Here is a 16186-nt window from a genome sequence, read left to right on the forward strand (position 1 = left end):
TCGCTCGGCGGTTTCTCCCGCCCCCCCCCCCCGCGGGGGGGGGGGGGGCGGTCATTAACCCCACCCCCCGGGGGGGGGGCCCCCCCCGCCCCCCCCCCCCCCCCCCCCCAACGCCTTGTTTGTTCAGGGGTTACATCCGCTGATGTTGAGATTTTCTCAACACATGGCTACGGTGGCTGACCATGCAGCAGGACGAGGTGGCCGCACGGGTCCGGCACGTGATCGACGCGACGGGTGTCAGCGCGCGCGAGTTCGCGCGGCGGATCGTCATCGATCCGTCGAAATTGTCCCGTTCCCTGAACGGCACACGGCGGTTCACCGCCGCCGAGCTGGCCCGGATCGCGGACATCGGCGGCGTGGACGTCGGTCGGCTGATCGGTACGACGGCCGGTGCCGGCGATGATGCGACAGCCGGCGTGGCGGGCGACGCGACGGCCGGTGCGGGCGATGCGACAGCCGGCGCGGCGGTCGGCAGCACGACGTCGACGCCGTCGACCGTGCGCGCCCCGTCGCCCCCTCGCGCGCCGTCGCCCTCGCCGGAGGGCGGCAGGCCCTTGCAGATCGTGCGGGAGACCGTCCGGCTCATCGCCGAACGCGGATTCCACGCCGTCCGGGTCGCGGACATCGCCGCGGCCTGCCACACCAGCACGGCGGCGATCCACTACCACTTCCCCGGCCGTGACGAACTTCTCGAGGCAGCGGTCCGCTGGTGCATGGACGAGGACACCCGTCGCCGTGCCGACGCCACGGCCGGCACCTGTAACGCCGGGGACGAGCTGCGCCTGCTGATCGAGCTCCAGACGCCCCGCACCGGACAGCAACGGCGGCAGTGGTGCGTCTGGCTCGACCTGTGGGCCGAGGCCGCCCGGTCCACCACGGTCGGACGGCTCCACGTGGAGTACTACCGCCAGTGGCGGGGAACGGTCGCCGACGTGATCCGTCGCGGCGTCGAGCAAGGCGTGTTCCGTCCGGTCGACGCGGACGGCACGGCCCTCGCCCTCACCGCCCTGATCGACGGACTGGCCTCCCAGGTCCTGGCCACCGAGCCCGGCCTCCCGGGCACCGGCGCACAGACCATGCACGACGCGCTCATCGCCCACGTGGACGCCTGCCTGACGGCGCCCGTGGCCGACTGACGCCCGCACCCGCCCCGTACCCCCCCCTGCACCCCGATCCCAACCCCAGCCCCAACCCCTGAGCCCGAACTCCCCGAACTCCCCGAACTCCCCGAACTCCCCGAGAGGAGACGTTCCCGCATGCCCGTGAACCAGGACGTCATCATCACCTGCGCCCTCACCGGAGCCGGCGACACCGTCGGCCGCAGCCCCCACGTCCCGGTGACGCCCGAGCAGATCGCCGCCTCCGCCGTCGAGGCCGCAGGGGCCGGGGCCGCCGTGGTGCACATCCATGTCCGCGAGCCGGAGACCGGCGCGCCCTCCCGCGATCCGCGGCTCTACCGGGAGGTCGTCGAGCGGATCCGGGAGACCGGCACCGATGTGGTCATCAACCTGACCGCCGGGATGGGCGGAGACCTCGTCATCGACCCTGAGGCCCCGCTCCGTCAGCTGCCGGGCACCGATCTGGTCGGCGGTCTCGAACGGCTGCCGCACGTCGAGGAGCTGCTGCCGGACATCTGCACCCTGGACTGCGGTTCGCTCAACTTCGGCGACGGCAGCAACCTCTACGTCTCGACCCCCGACATGCTGCGCACCGGCGCGAAGCGCATCCAGGAGCTCGGGGTCCGGCCCGAGCTGGAGATCTTCGACACCGGGCAGCTGTGGTTCGCCAAACAGCTCCTCGCCGAGGGGCTGCTCGACGACCCCACGGTCTTCCAGCTCTGCATGGGCATTCCGTGGGGCGCGCCCGCCGACCCGGGCGTCCTCCAGGCGATGGTCAACATGCTTCCGCAGGGCGCCCAGTGGGCGAGCTTCGCGCTCGGCCGGATGCAGATGCCCTGGGCCGCCCAGTCGATCCTGCTCGGCGGACACGTCCGGGTCGGCCTGGAGGACAACCTCTATCTGGGCAAGGGGGTCAAGGCCACCAACGGTCAGTTGGTGGAGCGCGCGGTGCGGATCACCGAGTCCCTGGGCTCCCGGGTCGCCACGCCCGACGAGGCACGCGCGAAGCTCGGCCTGCGCCCGCGCGCCTGATCACGCACGCTTCCCTCCCCCCGTTCGTCCTCCCCCCTCTCCCTCTTCCCTCTTCCCCTCCCCCTCCCCCACCGTCTTTCTGGAGTGTCGCCCGTGACTGTCACCCCCTCTGCCGCCGCGACCGACGGCCCCGCCGCCCCCTGCGCCCCGGAGGACGTACGCCGTGTCGCGTGCGTCGGGGCCGGGGTGATCGGCGGTGGCTGGGCGGCCCACTTCCTCGCCCGCGGATACGACGTCACCGCCTGGGACCCGGCCCCCGACGCGGCCGTCCGGCTGCGCCGGCTCATCGCCGCGGCCTGGCCCGCGCTGGAGCAGCTCGGGCTGGCCCCCGGAGCGTCGCAGGACCGGCTGACCGTCACCACGACCCTCGAAGAGGCCGTGGCCGACGCCCAGTTCGTCCAGGAGAGTGCCCCCGAGAAGCTGGACCTCAAGCGCGATCTGCTGGCCCGGCTGGACGCCGCGGCGCCGGTCGGCACGGTGATCGCCTCGTCGACGTCCGGCTACCCGATGACGGACATGCAGACCGAGGCCGCCGACCCCGGGCGGCTCGTCGTCGGGCACCCCTTCAACCCGCCCTACCTCATACCCCTGGTCGAGGTCGTCGGCGGTGAACGGACCGCGCCCGCCGCGGTCGACTGGGCCTCGCGCTTCTACGCCGTCGCGGGCAAGTCCGTGATCACCATGGAGCGCGAGGTGCCCGGCTTCATAGCCAACCGGCTCCAGGAGGCCCTCTGGCGCGAAGCCCTGCACATGGTCGCCAACGGCGAGGCCACGGTGGCGGAGATCGACGCGTCGATCACCGAGGGCCCGGGGCTCCGCTGGGCCGTCATGGGACCGATGCTGACCTTCGCGCTCGCCGGCGGCGAGGGCGGGATGGCCCATATGCTCGACCACTTCGGCCCGTCTCTCAAGTCGCCCTGGACCCGGCTCGAAGCACCGGAACTGGACCGGGCGCTGTACGAGGCGGTGGTGGCCGGCTGCGAGGAGGCGGCGGACGGCCGGAGCATCGCCGATCTGGTCGCCGAACGGGACCGGGTCGTCATCGACGTCCTGCGGGCCACGGGCCGGCTGCCCCGGTCCGCCGAGGAGGTCGCCCGATGAGCGAGCACTCGACCCCCGAGGAGACGACCGCGACCGACGACCACACGGGACTCCCCCTGTTCCACCGGACCGTGCGGCCCGAGTGGATCGACTACAACGGCCACATGAGCGAGGCGTTCTACGTCCTCGTCTTCGGGTACGCCACCGACGCGATGATGATCGAGACCGGTCTGCACGCCGGGTACCGGGAGAGCACCGGCTGCTCGCTCTACACCGTCGAGTCGCATCTGCGCTATCTCCGCGACGTGGCCGAGGGCGCCCATCTCGCCGTCCGCACCCGCCTGTTGGGCGTGGACGCGAAGAAGGCGCGCTTCAGCCACGAGCTGTACGTGGTCGGCGCGCCGGACGGCGTACCGGAGCCGGAGGCCGCCCCGGTTGCGACGAGCGAGCTGCTGGCGCTCCACGTGGACCAACGGGCGGGCCGCACCGTCCCGTTCCCGGATTCCGTACGGGAGCGGCTGGCCGCGCTCGTCGAGCCGGCGCCCGCGTGGGCGGGCCGCTCGATCGCCGAGGTCCCGGCGGCCCGCTGAGCCGCCCTCAACCCTCCACTCTCCGTCGCCGTCGCCGCGCCCACCCCGCCGGCGCGGCGACGGCGAGCGGCGGCCCGGGAGCGGCCGGGTGTGGCTTCTCCGTTGCCGCCGTGTTGCGGGGCATGACGCGCCGTTGCGGGTTCATGGCCGGGCGGGCGACACGCTTCCGGGGGTGAGCGGTGCGGCTTACGGTCCGTACTCAGCCGTCACCGCCCCGTGCGAGGAACCACATGAGCCAGCCCCTCGACCCCGTCACCGCAGGCCACACCCCCGAGGACCAGCACCGGCAGGAACCCGGCGCCCCCTGGTCGTTCGAGACCAAGCAGATCCACTCCGGCGCCGCCCCGGACCCGACGACCGGCGCCCGCGCGGTGCCGATCTACCAGTCGACGTCCTTCGTCTTCCGCGACACGCAGCACGCGGCCGACGTGTTCTCGCTGGCCGAGCCGGGCAACATCTACACCCGCATCCACAACCCCACCCAGGACGTCCTGGAGCAGCGCATCGCCGCGCTGGAGGGCGGGGTCGCCGCCGTCGCGCTGGCTTCGGGGCAGGCCGCCGAGACACTGGCGATCCTGACGCTGGCCGGGGCCGGGGGCCACATCGTCTCCTCCCCGTCGCTGTACGGCGGCACCTACAACCTCTTCCGTCACACGTTGCCCCGGTTCGGCATCGAGGTGACGTTCGTCGAGGACTCGGAGGACCTGGCGGCGTGGCGGGCCGCGGTCCGGCCCAACACGAAGGCGTTCTTCGCCGAGACGCTCGGCAATCCGCGCGGCGACGTGCTGGACGTCCGGGGCGTCGCGGACACCGCGCACGCGGCCGGGGTGCCGCTCATCGTCGACAACACCGTGCCCACTCCCTTCCTGCTGCGGCCGATCGAGCACGGCGCGGACATCGTGGTCCACTCGGCGACCAAGTTCCTCGGCGGGCACGGCACGACGATCGGCGGCCTGGTCGTGGACGCCGGCACATTCGACTTCGGGGCCCACGCCGAACGCTTCCCCGAATTCCACGATCCCGACCCGAGCTACCACGGGCTGCGCTACTGGCCCGACCTGGGCCCGAGCGCGTTCGCGGTGAAACTCCGGGTGCAACTGCTGCGCGACCTGGGTCCCGCCCTCTCGCCGCACTCCGCGTTCCTGCTGCTCCAGGGCGTCGAGACGCTCAGCCTCCGGCTGGAGCGGCACACCTCCAACGCGCTGGAGCTGGCCCGCTGGCTGGAGCGGCGCGACGAGGTGGAGACCGTGCACTACGCGGGCCTGGAGTCGAACCGCTGGTACGAGGCCGGGCAGCGCTACCTTCCGCGCGGGGCCGGGGCGGTGCTGGCGTTCGAGCTGAAGGGCGGGGCCGAGGCGGGCCGGCGGTTCGTGGACGCCGTCGAGCTGTTCAGCCACCTCGCCAATATCGGTGACGTACGGAGCCTGATCATCCACCCGGCCTCCACCACGCACAGTCAGCTCACCGAGGAGCAACTGCTCGCCACCGGCGCCACGCCCGGTCTGGTGCGGCTGTCGGTGGGGCTGGAGAACGTGGACGACCTCAAGGCCGACCTGGAGGCGGGTTTCCGGGCGGCGAAGGCGGCGTCCTGAACCGGCAGGACCCGCACCGCGCCCTCCCCCTCCCACCGGCCTCCGGCGGCCGGCAGGAGGGGGATCCGCCCGGTCGTCGCCGCTGGGCGGCGATCGAGGACCCGCTGCCCCTGGAGTCCGGCGTCCGGCTGCCGGGGGTGCGCCTGGCGTACGAGACCTGGGGGCAGCGGGCGCCGGACGGGTCCAACGCCGTGCTGGTGCTGCACGCGCTGACGGGCGACAGCCATGTGGCCGGGCCGGCCGGCCCGGGGCATCCGACGCCCGGCTGGTGGGACGCGCTGGTCGGTCCGGGCCGGGCGGTCGACACCGACCGCTGGTTCGTCGTCGCGCCCAACGTCCTGGGCGGCTGCCAGGGCAGCACCGGACCTTCCTCCCCGGGGCCCGACGGCACGCCGTGGGGGCCGCTCTTCCCGTACCTGAGCGTCCGGGACCAGGTGGCGGCCGAGGCGGCGCTCGCCGATGCGCTGGGCATCGACCGGTGGGCGGCCGTCGTCGGCGGGTCGATGGGCGGCATGCGGGCCCTGGAGTGGGCGGTGAGCAGGCCCGGACGCACCGGTTCGCTGCTCGTGCTCGCCGCCCCGGCGGCCGCGTCCGCCGAGCAGATCGCCTGGGGCTCGGTACAGATCGGCGCGATCCGCTCCGACCCGGGGTGGCGGGGCGGCGACTACCACCGGGCGCCCCCGGGCGGCGGCCCGCACCTGGGGCTCGGGCAGGCGCGCCGCATCGCCCACATCACGTACCGCGCCGAACCCGAGCTGAACTCCCGCTTCGGCGGCCGGGCGCAGCCCGGCGAGCGGCCGGCGCACGGGGGCCGCTACCGGGTGGAGTCCTACCTCGACCACCACGCGGACAAGCTGGTGCGCCGGTTCGACGCGGGCAGCTATGTGACGCTCACCGAGGCGATGAACGGCCACGACGTCGGCCGGGGCCGGGGCGGGATCGCCCGGGCGCTGCGCCGGGCGGACATGCCCGCCCTGGTCGCCGGGGTCGACTCGGACCGGCTGTATCCCCTGGCGCAGCAGGAGCGTCTGGCCGCACTGCTGCCGGGTGGGGACGCCCCCCGCACCATCACCTCGCCCTGCGGGCACGACGGTTTCCTCGTCGAGACGGAGCAGGTGGGCCTGCTCGTACGGGAGTTGCTCGCGAGCCTGCCGCAACCGCACCCCGCTCCCGCGCCTTCCCTCTCCACCTCGACCTGCGTCTCCCCCCACCTTCCCACCTGAACTGCGAGGAGCTTCCATGAGCCCGGTTCCGACCGAGGACGTCTACGACCGGATACGGATGCGGCAGTGGACCGGCGGCCGGGCACGCTCCGCCGGGATCGACCGCCGCGATCTGCTGAAGCTGGTCGCGGCGGCCTCGGCCGCCGTGCCGCTGGCCTCGGTCGCCGCACCCGCGCGGGCGGCCGACGGACTGCCCGGGGTGGTCAAGTCACTGCCTCCGGAGCTGTTCACGCTACGCGGCACCAACGCGGAGACGAGGTTCGCCGCCCTGCGGGACACCGGGCTGCTGACACCGGCCGACCGGTTCTTCGTCCGCAATCACACCGCCACCCCGCGCATCGACCGGACCGACTGGAAGCTGACGGTCTGGGGCGACGGGCTGAGGGGCGGCCCGGTGGACTTCACCTTCGCGGATCTGCTGGCCCTCCCCCCGGTGACGCGCACCGCGTTCGTGGAGTGCGCGGGCAACGGCCGCAGCTTCTTCACCTCGCAGCAGGGCCAGGCGGTCAGCGGCACCGCGTGGACGCTCGGGGCGATCGGGACGGCACGCTGGCGCGGGGTGCGACTGGCGGACGTACTGCGCCGGGCGGGAATCGGGCGGCACGCGGTGGACGTCCTGCCACGCGGCCTGGACGCGGAGGTCGTCACCGACGGGGTGAACCTGGGACGGGTGCGCCGTCCGCTGCCGGTGGCGAAGGCCCTGGACGACGTGCTGCTCGCGTACGGGATGAACGGCGAGCCGCTGCCGCCCGACCACGGCTTTCCGGTCCGGCTGATCGTGCCGTCGTGGGTGGGCATCGCCAACATCAAGTGGGTCGGGGACATCGAGGTGAGCTCCGGACCGCTGCTCACCCCGTGGAACACCGGCCTCTACCGGCTGTTCGGTCCCGGGCATCCGCCCGAGGGGAGCGCGCCGCTGACCCGGCAGACGCTGAAGAGCGCCTTCGAGCTGGCCCCGGGCGCTTCGTTCCGCGCCCATCGGCGCACGCTGCTGACCGGGCGTTCCTGGTCGGGCGGGGCGCCCGTGCGGGCCGTGGAGGTCAGCACCGACGGCGGGACGCACTGGCGGGCGGCCCGGCTGCGCGACGAGCCGCGGGCCGGGAGCTGGGTGCGCTGGACGGCCGACTGGGTGCCGAAGGAGCGGGGGCCGGTCGTGCTGCTGGCGCGGGCGACGGACCGGTCGGGGCGTACGCAGCCGGTGGCCGCCGCGCACAACACGCAGGGCTACCTGTTCGACGCGGTGGTGCGGCATCCGGTGACCGTGGACTGAGCCGGCCCGAGCCCGTCACGGTGCTGTGCGGGCCCCCGCCAGTACGGCGGTGTGCACGGCGCGGGCGATCCGCGCGCCCCAGGTGGACCGGGGTCCGGCGAAGGGTTCGCCGCCGTCGGGCCCCGGCTCGGGAGCGGCGACGCACACGGCGTCCGTGGGGGTGCCCGAGCAGTCTAGTCCGGCGTCCAGGAGGGCCTGCACCTTGGCCTCGGTGGCGGTGGCGACGGCGTTGACGAGGGCGGCGTCGGAGAGCGCGACGGGCAGCGTGACGACGATGTTGACCGTGCCCGGCCGGAACGGGGACGCAGGGACCTCCGCGGGACCCGGCAGGAACGGGGCCGGCGAGGCCTCCGTCTCCGGCGGACGCGGCGCCCGGACGGCGGTGTCGGGAGCCGCCGCCCAGCCCCGTACGCCGAGGCCGGCGGTGACGGTCGCGGTAACTCCGCCGTCCTGGCCGGTCGTGTACGCGGCGACGTCGGCCGCGGTCATCAGCCCTGCGCCCGGTCCGGTGAGCCCCTCCGCGGCGGCGATCTCGGCGAGGTGCCGGTCCGGGTCCAGGCGCGGGTAGCCACCGGGTACCTGGGCGTTGAGGATCCAGGCCCGGGTGCCGATGCCGCCGCCGAGAACCGCGCTGCTGCAGACCCGGACGCCGGGCCCCAGCCGCCAGAGGAGGTGGTGGAGCCGGTGCCCGTCCTCGTGCCGGTCGCGCAGTTCGCCGCGTTGCGCGGGCGGCCGGAGGCGTACGGAAGAGATGGCGCACCCCTGGTGGCTCGGCGGGTCGGCGGTGGTCCGTCCTTCGGCCGCCACGGTCCGCCGATCATATGCGGGACCCACAGTCTCACCCGATTGGCCTAACGGGTCCGGGGGCGGCCCGGTGCCGCCGCACGGGCCCGGGGCCCCGCACCGGGCTTCCGGGAGCCCTGATCCGGCCAAGCGGCCGGTTGCAGCGTCCATGCGGGTGAGGCGCGATGGAATCCGGACGCGCCACCTCTGGTGGAGCCACCCACAGGGCGTGCCCGAGAGGAGGAATCGGTTATGGGAGCCGCTGACGGTTTCACGGATTCCGGAGAACTCGACGGTCTGACCGTGTACGACAACGACGGCGAGAAGGTCGGCAGTGTGGGCCGGGTGTACGTCGACGACGACACCGGCAAGCCCGACTGGGTCACGGTCAAGACCGGTCTGTTCGGCATGAAGGAGAGCTTCGTCCCGCTCGCCGGAGCCCGTCGGGTGGGCTCCGACCTGCACGTCGCGCATCCGAAGGACAGCGTCAAGGACGCCCCGCGCGTGGACGCCGACGCGCACCTCTCCGTGGCCGAGGAGGAGGAACTGTACCGGCACTACGGCCTGACCAGGAAGTCCGGCAATCTCGGTGAGAACCGGTCGGCGGGCATGGACGCGCCGACCGTCGCCGGGACCGGTGCGATGGGTGCGGCGGGCGCCGCCGGTGCGGCGGGCGCGGCCCGTGGGACCGGAACGGCCCCCGGCGCCAAGGCGACCGGGAAGGCGACCACGGCGGGCACGAGCGCCGGGATGGCCGGCGCGGGAACGACGGGAGCGGGCATGGCAGGAGCAGGCAGCGGTACGGGCAGGCACCGCGACACGGACGCCTCCAGCACGGCGCGCCCGATGGCGGGCGCCGGCGCGGGCACGTCCCGGGCGGCCGACATGAGCGGCCGCGAGGAGATGATCCGCTCCGAGGAGCAGCTGCACGTCGGCAAGGAGGAGTACGAGAGCGGCAGGGCACGGCTGCACAAGTACGTGGTGACCGAGGAAGTCACCCGGACCGTGCCGGTCTCCCACGAAGAGGTTCGCGTGGTCCGCGAACCGATGCAGCCCGGTGAGAAGACCACCGGGACCACGGACTTCGGCGAGCAGGACGTCGAGGTGACGCTGCACGCGGAGCGCGCCACCGTGCGCAAGGAGTCCGTGCCGGTGGAGCGGGTCCGGCTGGAGACCAACCGGGTCACCGAGCAGAAGGAGGTCTCCGCCGAAATCCGCAAGGAGAAGATCGACTACGCGGACGGCACGGAGATGGGCAAGGGCAAGGGCAAGGACGCCGGTGGCGAGTTCGGCCAGGGGCGACGCCGCTGACCGGCACTTCCTCAGGTGGCCACACGGCCGCTCCCACGTCCTCGGCCGCCGGGCGGACTCGTTCCACGGGTCCGCCCGGCGGGCTGTCCGGCGCCGGCGCCGGCCGCGCTCAGCGGCGCGGCAGCAGCCCGGGGGTTACGGAACCGCGGGTTACGGAGCCGGAGTTACGGAGCCTGGAGGGCGATCACCGCGTTCTGGCCGCCGAAGCCGAAGGAGTGGCTGACGGCCCGACGTACGGGCACCTCGCGCGGGACCTTGGTGACGCAGTCGATGTCGAACCCGGGCTCGGGGGCGTCCAGGTTCGCGATCGGGGGGACCACTCCATGCTGGAGCGTGAGGATCGTCAGGCCCGCTTCGATGGCGCCGGCCGCCCCCATGCAATGGCCCAGCACGCCCTTGGGGGCGGTGACGGGCGGCCGGTGCGGATAGGACCGGCCGATGAGGGCGGCTTCGGTGGCGTCGTTGAGGGGGGTCGACGTCCCGTGCGCGTTGACGTGGTCGACGTCCTCGGCACGCCAGCCCGCGTCGCGCAGCGCGGCGTCGACCGCCGCCCCTGCGACCGCCCCGGACGGGTGAGGGCTGGTGGGGTGATGGGCGTCGGTGGTGGCGCCCGCACCCGCGATCAGCGCCCGGGGGACGGCTCCTCTCGCACGGGCGTCGTCCGCCCGCTCCAGGACCATGATGGCCGCGCCCTCGCCCATGACGATGCCGGCCCGGTCCGCGGCGAAGGGCCGGCAGAGGCGGGCGGGGTCGCCGTCCCGCAGCGCTGCCGCGCCGGAGCGGGCGAAGCCGGTCATGGCGACCGGGAACACGATCGACTCGGTGGCCCCGGCGATGGCGATGTCGCACTGGCCCAGCGTCAGCATGTCCCGGGCCACCGACAGCGCGGTCACCCCGGACGAACAGGCCGTGCACGGGGCCAGGCTGGGGCCGGTGGCCCCCATCCCGATGGCGATCTCGGCCGCGGGCATGTTCGGGATGGTCAGCAGGATGCCCGACGGCGAGGTGGCCCCGGGGCCCCGCCGCTCCAGGGCGACGGCCTGCTCGGTGAGTCCGGCGGATCCTCCGCTGCTCGTGCCGACGACGACGGCGACCCGGGCACCGTCCCAGCGCTCCGGGTCGAGCCCCGCGTCGGCGACCGCCTCCCGGGCGGCCAGGAGGGCGAACTTGACGTACCGGCCCATCCGGAACGCGGTCCGGCCGCCGACCGCGTCGTCGAGGTCGATGCCGGTGACCGTACAGGCGAAGTCGACCTCGCAGCCCAGCAGTTCGGGGACGGTGCGGGCGGGCGACGCGCCCGCGCAGACTCCGTCCCAGGTGGTGTCGGTGGTGTGGCCGACCGGGGTGATCATCCCCAGCCCGGTGACGGCGATGGCGGGTCGCTTCATCGGGTGTTGCTCACCGGCACCGTGGCCTCGGCTGCCGCGCTGCCGACGGCCGCGTCGACGTACGCGGAGATGTCGGCAAGCGTGGCGTCCTTGTACAGCTTCTCCGAGTCCGCGTCGACGCCCAGGGTCTCCTTGATGACGACGGCGAACTCGGCGACCGCGAGGGAGTCCATCTCCAGGCTGTCCATCGTGGACTCCGGCAGGATCTCGGCGGCGGGCACCTTGAACGTCGCGGTCAGCACCTCGGTGATCTTGGGGTGGATGGTCTTCATGGTGGTTCCTCTCATCGGCGTCTCATCGGCTTGGCTTCGTCCTGCGCGGCGGGCGCGTGAACGCGACGGCCCACCGCCCGATGTAACTGGATGACGATCTTCCGGTTACGCCTTCGGGCGAACCGATTCGTCTACGCTCACCTGCGGCTTCTCGAACCATCGGGAGAGCACGGAGGTGGTTCCCCAGTACGCCAGCAGGACCCCGCGAGTACCGAGCGCCGCCACCTTCTCGCGCAGCGGGCGCCGCCTGCTGCCGCAGACGGGCCGTCGGAACTCCGCCGCGCGGCCCCGGATTCCCGCCCTGCGGCCCCGGTGCCAGGGCCCCTCCGGGTCGTCGTACACCTCCGCGTAGCCGGGTCCGGCGATCGGCCAGTCCGACATCAGGCGCTCGGGGAGCGCGAAGGACTCCACCAGGGCGGGCGTGTGTTCGGCCACGACGGCGACCGCGTCCTCCACCGCGTCGGGCAGAAAAGTTACCTGATCGGCGGTCAGCCGTCCGGACGCGAGCAGGGCGCCGCTGTTGCGGGCGATCCACCGGAGCGCGAAGAGCCTGCGCAGCTCGGACAGCCGTTCGCGTGCCGCGCCCTCGGGCAGGGAGGCGACGGCCTCGGCGTACGCTTCGTCCGCCTGCCGGTAGGCGTGCGCCTCGACGCCGCGCAGCGCGGCCGACGAGGCGGCGTTCCAGCGGCCGAGCGGGTCGCCGGGCGGGGCGGCGGCCATCCGCTCGCGGGCGCGGGCGAACCAGAGGTCCTCCACCGCCGCGAACAGCCTGCCGAGGAAGGCGGGGTCGTCCGTATCACCGGGGCCGTCCGGGGCCGGTTCCGGGGCGGTGGCGCTGAACAGCATCTCGGCGGCGGCCTTGGCGTGCACGGCGAGGTTGTCGCCCTCGGCGGTGATCGCCCCCTCGATGCCGGTGAACAGCTCGGTCATGCCGTTGTTCTCCAGGAGCCCCTGGGCGCCGCACCGTTCGCGGCACTCGACGATGACGGCGCGTGCCTGCCAGGTGATCCACCCCTTGGCGACGGCCACCAGGCGCTCCGCCTCGTCCCGGTCGGTCTCCGGGGCCGACTCCCAGCGGTCCAGGGCCCTGCGGTGGAGCAGGCTCATCGCGTAGACGGTCGCCATCGCTCCGGCCAGCGGCCCGTGATGGGTGCGGTGCGCGTACACCGGGATCCGCCGCGCGGCGCGTGATCCGGAGATCATCCGGTGGCCGGCGTACCGGACGGCGATGGCCAGGGTGACCCGGGCGGAGCCGACCGCGCAGGCGCTCATGGAGAGCTTGCCGGGGGTGACCCGGCCGATGGAGGCGAGGAACCGCCTTCTGCGGTTCGGGACTTCGCTGTGGAAGTGCCCGTCGTCGCCGATCCGCCCCTGCTGTCCGGCGAGCAGCGCGTCACGCGCCACGAAACGGCGGTCGAAAGAGGTCAGGCAGTGGTCGACCGGGGAACCCATCCGGGCGGGCAGCCGCCGCACCCGGACGCCGGGCAGGGCGCGATGGGCGTCGGTGAGCGGGACGAGGAAGAGGAAGACCCCGTGGTCGGCGCCGTCGACGAGCAACCGGGCCGCGACCACACCGGACTTGGGGCCTCCGGCGGGGCTGGTGTTGGGCATGAATTTCTGCGCACCGGCGTGCGGGGTGTGCAGCACGAAGCCGTCGCGTTCCCGGTCGTACGTCGCGGTCGTCTCGATGGCCGCGGCGTCGTTGCCGTGCGCCACCTCCGTACAGAGGAAGGTGCCCACACGCCGCAGGGCGAGGAAGTCCGACAAGTCGCGGAGGGTGCCCGCGTCGTGGTCGAGGAGGCTGCCGAGGAAGAGGTTGTAGTGGATGCCCGCCACGGTGGTCAGCGCCGGGTCGACGGGGCCGAGCCACTCGTGCAGGGCGGCCAGCGCCCGGGGGTCGGCGGCCAGTCTCGCGCCGCTGTCGAGCGCGTTGTTGAGGATCCGCAGCCGGTGGTAGGAGAGGGCGAGCCGCTCGTCGGGGGTACCACCACCAGGACGGCGAAACGGCTCCGTTGTGAGCAGTCGGCGCCAGAACCCGTGCTCCTGACGGAAGTTCGGTCCGAAGAGCACCGCGGTGAGCAGGTCGTTCGTGGACGGCGGGGCCGCGTCGTTCATGATTACGGTCACAACAAAGTAACGATCAAGGAACGGCGAGGACACCCTCGCCGTCCCGAAATGCCCCTGTGGATCAGGCGCGTTGGAAGGCGAGGGCGACGTTGTGGCCGCCGAAGCCGAAGGAGTGACTCAGGGCCCTCTCGACCCGCTGCTGACGGGGCTCCTTCGTCACGCAGTCGAGCGGGAAGGCGTCGGGGAGCGCGTCCAGGTTGGCGATCGGCGGGATGGCGGAACGTTCCAGCGTCAGGACGGTGGCCACCGCCTCGATCGCGCCCGCCGCCGCCAGGGTGTGCCCGACGACCCCCTTGGGTGCCGTCACCGGCGGCCGATGCGGGAAGAGCCGGGAGATGAGGGCGGTCTCCATGGCGTCGTTGAGGGGTGTGGAGGTGCCGTGGGCGTTGATGTGGTCGACGTCGGACGGGGTCCAGCCCGCCTGGTCCAGCGCCGCCTGGACCGCCCGCTGGGCGCCGTACCCGTCGGGGGCCGGGGCGGTGGGGTGGTGGGCGTCCGTGCTGGACCCGGCCCCGGTGAGCAGGGCACGCGGGCGGCCGCCCCGGCCGCGGGCCTCCGCCTCGCGCTCCAGGACGAGCATGGCGGCGCCCTCGCCGATGACGAAGCCGTCCCGGTCGGCGGCGAACGGGCGGGACGCGCCCGCCGGGTCGCCGGTGCGGGTGGAGAGCGCGCCCATCCGGGCGAAGGCGGTGACCACCAGCGGGGTCAGCACCGACTCCGCGCCGCCCGCCACCACCACGTCGCAGCTGCCGCCGAGCAGCAGGTCGCGGGCGACGGCGACGGCGGTGGCCCCGGAGGCGCAGGCGGTGGCGGGGGCGAGGCTGGGGCCGCCCGCCTTCAGCGCGATGGCGACCTCGCCCGCCGCCGCGTTGGGGATCATCATCGGGACGAGCAGCGGGGAGACCGCCTCGGGGCCGGAGGCCGCCAGCTTGGCCGCGTTGTCCACCAGGACGGAGACGCCGCCGACGCCCACGCCGAGGACCACCCCGACCCGGCTGCCGTCCCACCGTGCCGGGTCGAGGCCGGCGTCGGCGACGGCCTGCCGGGCGGCCACCAGTGCCAGCTTCACGAACCGGGCCATCCGCCACACCGACCGGCCGCCCACTGCCGCGTCCAGGTCGATGCCGTCGACCGGGCAGGCGAAGTCGACCGGCAGACCGGCCAGTTCCTCGCACCGCCGGGCGGTGGAGTGCCCGGAGCACAGCCTCTCCCAGAAGCTGTGCTCGTCCGCCCCTGCGGGTGTCACCAGGCCGACCCCCGTCACCGCGATGGCGGTGCCGGCTCCGGCCTCGGTGCCCTGATCAGCGGGGAGCGACATGCTGTGTTCCTTCCGTAGAATCCGTGGAAATGGTCCCCGGGGTCCCCGGCCAGCGAAGTGCCGCCGACCCCCAGGTCAGTCCGCCCCCGAAGGCGGTGAGCAGCACCCGGTCGCCGGAGCGGAGGCGGCCTCGGCCCGCCTCGTCGGCCAGGGCCAGCGGGATGGAGGCGGCGCCGGTGTTGCCGACCCGCTCCACATGGGTGACGCAGCGCTGCGGCGCGATGCCGACCCGCTCCGCGACGGCGTGCAGGATCCGGGCGTTGGCCTGGTGCGGCACGAAGCGGTCGACCTCGGCCGGGTCCCAGCCGACCCGGTCCAGGAGGGTCCGGCAGGAGCCGGTCATCCGCTCGACGGCGTGCTGGTAGACGGTGCCGCCCTGCATGCGGAAGAACCCGTCGGTCAGGCCCGGCGGTTTTCCGCTGGCCCGTGCGCGGGCCCCGCCGCCGGGGACGGTGATCAGGTCGTAGCCGGTGCCGTCGCTGCCCAGGTCGAACGCGAGCAGTTCCCCGGGATCGCCCAGGTGCCCGGCCGCCACCAGGGCGGCGCCCGCCCCGTCGCCGAAGACGACGCCCGCCGAGCGGTCGGTCGGGTCGAGCCAGGTCGAGTAGGCGTCGGCGCCGACCAGCAGGACCCGGTCGTAGAGGCCCGAGGCGACCAGCCCGTGGCAGACGGCGAGTCCGTAGACGAAGCCGCTGCACACGGCGGCGATGTCCAGGGCCGGTACGGTGCCGAGCCCGAGCCGGGCCGCCAGCGCGGGGGCGGTGCCCGGACAGAGGTGGTCGGGGGTGGCGGTGGCGAGGACCACCGCGTCCACCTCCCCCACCACCGGGCCGCGGGCCAGGAGCCGGGAGGCCGCCTCGTAGGCGAGGTCCCCGGTGGCGACGCCCGGTCCGGCGCGGTGCCGGCTGCCGATGCCGGTGCGGCGGCGGACCCAGGCGTCGTCGACGTCCCAGTCCGCGGGGAGCCGGTCGTTGCCGACCGGCTCCCCCGGCACCCATCCCGCCACGCTCTCCAGCACCGCCGTGCGCGCCCCGGCCCCTAAGACGCCCGCCCGCGTCCCCGGCTCCGTACCGCTGTCGGCCACCCGTCTCCTCGCCACCCGTCGCCCCGATCCCGTTGTC

14 protein-coding genes are annotated in these 16186 nt (G+C 74.0%); 8 read left to right on the top strand and 6 right to left on the bottom strand.

The window, feature by feature from the left end; translation table 11 throughout:
* The first annotated feature begins 182 nt into the window (after positions 1–182).
* The 7 genes from ACIQRW_RS14140 (at position 183) to ACIQRW_RS14170 (ending at position 7866) form a co-directional block, all read left to right on the top strand.
* Positions 183–1136: a TetR family transcriptional regulator C-terminal domain-containing protein gene (locus ACIQRW_RS14140; RefSeq protein WP_403758963.1), complete on the top strand. Its 954-nt coding sequence runs from the start codon at positions 183–185 to the stop codon at positions 1134–1136.
* Between the two features lie 120 nt (positions 1137–1256).
* Positions 1257–2150 (top strand): 3-keto-5-aminohexanoate cleavage protein, encoded by an 894-nt coding sequence (locus ACIQRW_RS14145; RefSeq protein WP_403758966.1) that lies wholly within the window; start codon positions 1257–1259, stop codon positions 2148–2150.
* A 93-nt stretch (positions 2151–2243) separates the two neighbouring features.
* Entirely contained in the window at positions 2244–3251 is a 1008-nt protein-coding gene (locus tag ACIQRW_RS14150; protein ID WP_403758969.1) for a 3-hydroxyacyl-CoA dehydrogenase NAD-binding domain-containing protein, read from the top strand.
* Positions 3248–3781: a thioesterase family protein gene (locus ACIQRW_RS14155; protein ID WP_403758972.1), complete on the top strand. Its 534-nt coding sequence runs from the start codon at positions 3248–3250 to the stop codon at positions 3779–3781. The genes ACIQRW_RS14150 and ACIQRW_RS14155 overlap by 4 nt, the downstream gene beginning before the upstream one ends.
* Before the next feature lie 230 nt (positions 3782–4011).
* The gene (locus tag ACIQRW_RS14160) at positions 4012–5373 is read left to right on the top strand and encodes a bifunctional o-acetylhomoserine/o-acetylserine sulfhydrylase (RefSeq protein ID WP_403758975.1); all 1362 of its coding nucleotides are present in this window, start codon (positions 4012–4014) and stop codon (positions 5371–5373) included.
* Positions 5370–6596, top strand: a complete 1227-nt coding sequence (locus ACIQRW_RS14165) for a homoserine O-acetyltransferase (RefSeq protein ID WP_403759440.1) — start codon at positions 5370–5372, stop codon at positions 6594–6596. The genes ACIQRW_RS14160 and ACIQRW_RS14165 overlap by 4 nt, the downstream gene beginning before the upstream one ends.
* 16 nt (positions 6597–6612) lie before the next feature.
* The gene (locus tag ACIQRW_RS14170; RefSeq protein ID WP_403758978.1) at positions 6613–7866 is read left to right on the top strand and encodes a sulfite oxidase; all 1254 of its coding nucleotides are present in this window, start codon (positions 6613–6615) and stop codon (positions 7864–7866) included.
* Positions 7867–7881: 15 nt separating this feature from the next.
* Here ACIQRW_RS14170 and ACIQRW_RS14175 read toward each other — a convergent pair whose 3' ends face one another.
* Positions 7882–8673: an adenosylcobinamide amidohydrolase gene (locus ACIQRW_RS14175; RefSeq protein ID WP_403758980.1), complete on the bottom strand. Its 792-nt coding sequence runs from the start codon at positions 8671–8673 to the stop codon at positions 7882–7884.
* 228 nt (positions 8674–8901) lie between these two features.
* On the opposite strand from ACIQRW_RS14175, the gene ACIQRW_RS14180 reads away from it, so the two are divergent.
* Positions 8902–9960 (top strand): PRC and DUF2382 domain-containing protein, encoded by a 1059-nt coding sequence (locus tag ACIQRW_RS14180; RefSeq protein WP_403758983.1) that lies wholly within the window; start codon positions 8902–8904, stop codon positions 9958–9960.
* Between the two features lie 164 nt (positions 9961–10124).
* Here the strand turns inward: ACIQRW_RS14180 and ACIQRW_RS14185 are convergent, their stop codons facing one another.
* The 5 genes from ACIQRW_RS14185 to ACIQRW_RS14205 all read right to left on the bottom strand — a co-directional run bounded on the left by ACIQRW_RS14185 (position 10125) and on the right by ACIQRW_RS14205 (position 16149).
* Positions 10125–11348: a beta-ketoacyl-[acyl-carrier-protein] synthase family protein gene (locus tag ACIQRW_RS14185; RefSeq protein WP_403758986.1), complete on the bottom strand. Its 1224-nt coding sequence runs from the start codon at positions 11346–11348 to the stop codon at positions 10125–10127.
* Positions 11345–11620: an acyl carrier protein gene (locus tag ACIQRW_RS14190; RefSeq protein ID WP_403758989.1), complete on the bottom strand. Its 276-nt coding sequence runs from the start codon at positions 11618–11620 to the stop codon at positions 11345–11347. The genes ACIQRW_RS14185 and ACIQRW_RS14190 overlap by 4 nt, the downstream gene beginning before the upstream one ends.
* A gap of 105 nt (positions 11621–11725) precedes the next feature.
* Positions 11726–13735: an acyl-CoA dehydrogenase gene (locus tag ACIQRW_RS14195; protein WP_403758992.1), complete on the bottom strand. Its 2010-nt coding sequence runs from the start codon at positions 13733–13735 to the stop codon at positions 11726–11728.
* 73 nt (positions 13736–13808) lie between these two features.
* Positions 13809–15065, bottom strand: coding sequence for a beta-ketoacyl-[acyl-carrier-protein] synthase family protein (locus tag ACIQRW_RS14200; RefSeq protein WP_403758995.1), 1257 nt, complete (start codon positions 15063–15065; stop codon positions 13809–13811).
* A complete protein-coding gene (locus ACIQRW_RS14205) occupies positions 15049–16149 on the bottom strand; it encodes a beta-ketoacyl-ACP synthase 3 (RefSeq protein WP_403758996.1) in 1101 nt (366 codons plus the stop codon). The genes ACIQRW_RS14200 and ACIQRW_RS14205 overlap by 17 nt, the downstream gene beginning before the upstream one ends.
* Positions 16150–16186: the final 37 nt, after the last annotated feature.

The sequence above is a fragment of the Streptomyces sp. NPDC091287 genome (assembly GCF_044768525.1).
In the GTDB taxonomy this organism is placed as follows: domain Bacteria; phylum Actinomycetota; class Actinomycetes; order Streptomycetales; family Streptomycetaceae; genus Streptomyces.

Coding starts and splice junctions, on each gene's coding strand:
- ACIQRW_RS14140 (WP_403758963.1), top strand. CDS start 183: ATGCAGCAGGACGAGGTGGCCGCACGGGTCCGGCACGTGATCGACGCG.
- ACIQRW_RS14145 (WP_403758966.1), top strand. CDS start 1,257: ATGCCCGTGAACCAGGACGTCATCATCACCTGCGCCCTCACCGGAGCC.
- ACIQRW_RS14155 (WP_403758972.1), top strand. CDS start 3,248: ATGAGCGAGCACTCGACCCCCGAGGAGACGACCGCGACCGACGACCAC.
- ACIQRW_RS14160 (WP_403758975.1), top strand. CDS start 4,012: ATGAGCCAGCCCCTCGACCCCGTCACCGCAGGCCACACCCCCGAGGAC.
- ACIQRW_RS14170 (WP_403758978.1), top strand. CDS start 6,613: ATGAGCCCGGTTCCGACCGAGGACGTCTACGACCGGATACGGATGCGG.
- ACIQRW_RS14180 (WP_403758983.1), top strand. CDS start 8,902: ATGGGAGCCGCTGACGGTTTCACGGATTCCGGAGAACTCGACGGTCTG.
- ACIQRW_RS14185 (WP_403758986.1), bottom strand. CDS start 11,348: ATGAAGCGACCCGCCATCGCCGTCACCGGGCTGGGGATGATCACCCCG.
- ACIQRW_RS14190 (WP_403758989.1), bottom strand. CDS start 11,620: ATGAAGACCATCCACCCCAAGATCACCGAGGTGCTGACCGCGACGTTC.
- ACIQRW_RS14195 (WP_403758992.1), bottom strand. CDS start 13,735: ATGAACGACGCGGCCCCGCCGTCCACGAACGACCTGCTCACCGCGGTG.
- ACIQRW_RS14200 (WP_403758995.1), bottom strand. CDS start 15,065: ATGTCGCTCCCCGCTGATCAGGGCACCGAGGCCGGAGCCGGCACCGCC.